The organism is Peribacillus sp. FW305-BF15 (assembly GCF_058783805.1).
Genome location: NZ_JBYSYV010000065.1, coordinates 1 through 1,536, shown reverse-complemented (window position 1 = coordinate 1,536; position 1,536 = coordinate 1). Strand labels below are relative to the sequence as shown.

Sequence of the window (1,536 nt, the reverse complement as noted above, 5' to 3'; positions counted from 1 at the left end):
CTAAACCAGCTAATAGGATGTCAATATCTTTCTCTAAAATTTTCATTTCCCTTATGATATACTATTTTTGGCCATGCCAAATAGCCCTCCAAAACCCTTTTGGAAGGATTTCTCTCTGTTTCACAAAACCGTTAATCAGGCTAAATCTAGGAACGTTTCTTTTCTCTTTAATAGAGCGTAAATCCAATGAAGCAACTTATTCATACAGGCAACGATTGACACTTTGGCCGGTTTTCCTTCTGATTTTTTCTTATCATAGAAGGCTTTAAGCTTTTTGTTCCTTGAACTTCTTATGCCACATAGTACGGCAAGATACAGAGAATGACGTAGTCTGCTCGAACCCCTTTTGGTAATACGATTAATGGTTGCCGTAAACTTACCTGATGAGTGAACACTTGGATCTACTCCAGCGAAGGCAACCAGTTTTTTCGGGTGATTAAACCGATCGATTTCACCAATTTCAGAGATAATCGTGGCTGCGATTTTTTCTCCGATACCGGGAATCGATTGGATGATCTTATATTCTTCCATTTCATTTGCCAGGGCCACTATACGATCTTCCAAATCAGAAAGGTGTCCCTGGTAATGAAAAAGCAACTCAATATACATACGAAGATTGATTACGTGACTTTCATACACGCTTTTTTGAAATGGATTTCGAGATGCGGAATCCATTATTCTTTTTGCTTTTTCCCATGCCCATTCACCCGATCGGCTAGAACAAAACTCTATAACACTCTCTGCTAGTCTACTTTCTCCGGCTGTTAATACCGCCTCTGAAGTGGGATATTCCTTTAACATCAATAAAGAAACCTTCGAATATAGATCCCCAAAAACCTTCCGGTATTCAGGAAACACTTGATCTAAAATGGTGTGAAACTGAAGTTTAGCTTCCACATACATATTCGTTACGATTTCCTGTTGTCTGGACAAATTCCGAAGGTCTAATAGCTGAATTCCTCTAATTTTATGAGGTTCAAAATCCTCTTTGTAATACAGAACACACAACTGGTACGCATCGATAGCGTCTGTTTTTACCTTTCGTAAACTAGTCTTCTTTGCCTGATAAGAAATAATCGGATTTAGTAAGATATATAGAATCCCTTGTTCCTCCAGGAATTGAATAACGGGAGAATGGTAATGCCCTGTAGATTCTAAAATGACCATAGGCATCTGCCCTGTCACCTCTTCAATATCTTTTAGAAATTCTAAAAAATGATCTAATTCCTCTTTGATATGCTTCATTGAAAAGCTCTTCCCATACGGTTTAGATTGATCTAAGAATGCCTGAACTTGGCTCTCTCCTTTTGCCACATCCAGACCAACAACTGGATTCATTGTTTTTCCCTCCTCTACTTACTAACCAGTACCCCTAATCCTCCATGCAGTGTCATAGCTTCGCTTGTTATACGAGATCTACGTCCCAACCAGCCTCAAACATGTTTCTACAAGTAGGGGGCGGACAGTTTAGTTCACGGGATCAAGTCCCACGCACCCGTACGTCCTACCCTGGCTACTGATATAATAGATTCTATT

1 protein-coding gene is annotated in these 1,536 nt (G+C 39.5%); it reads right to left on the bottom strand.

What is annotated here, in order from left to right:
• Nucleotides 1–135: 135 nt before the first annotated feature.
• On the bottom strand, nucleotides 136–1,338 hold the full coding sequence (locus AC3WLU_RS26700; RefSeq protein ID WP_492598224.1) for an IS110 family RNA-guided transposase: 1,203 nt from the start codon (nucleotides 1,336–1,338) through the stop codon (nucleotides 136–138).
• Between the last annotated feature and the right edge of the window lie 198 nt (nucleotides 1,339–1,536).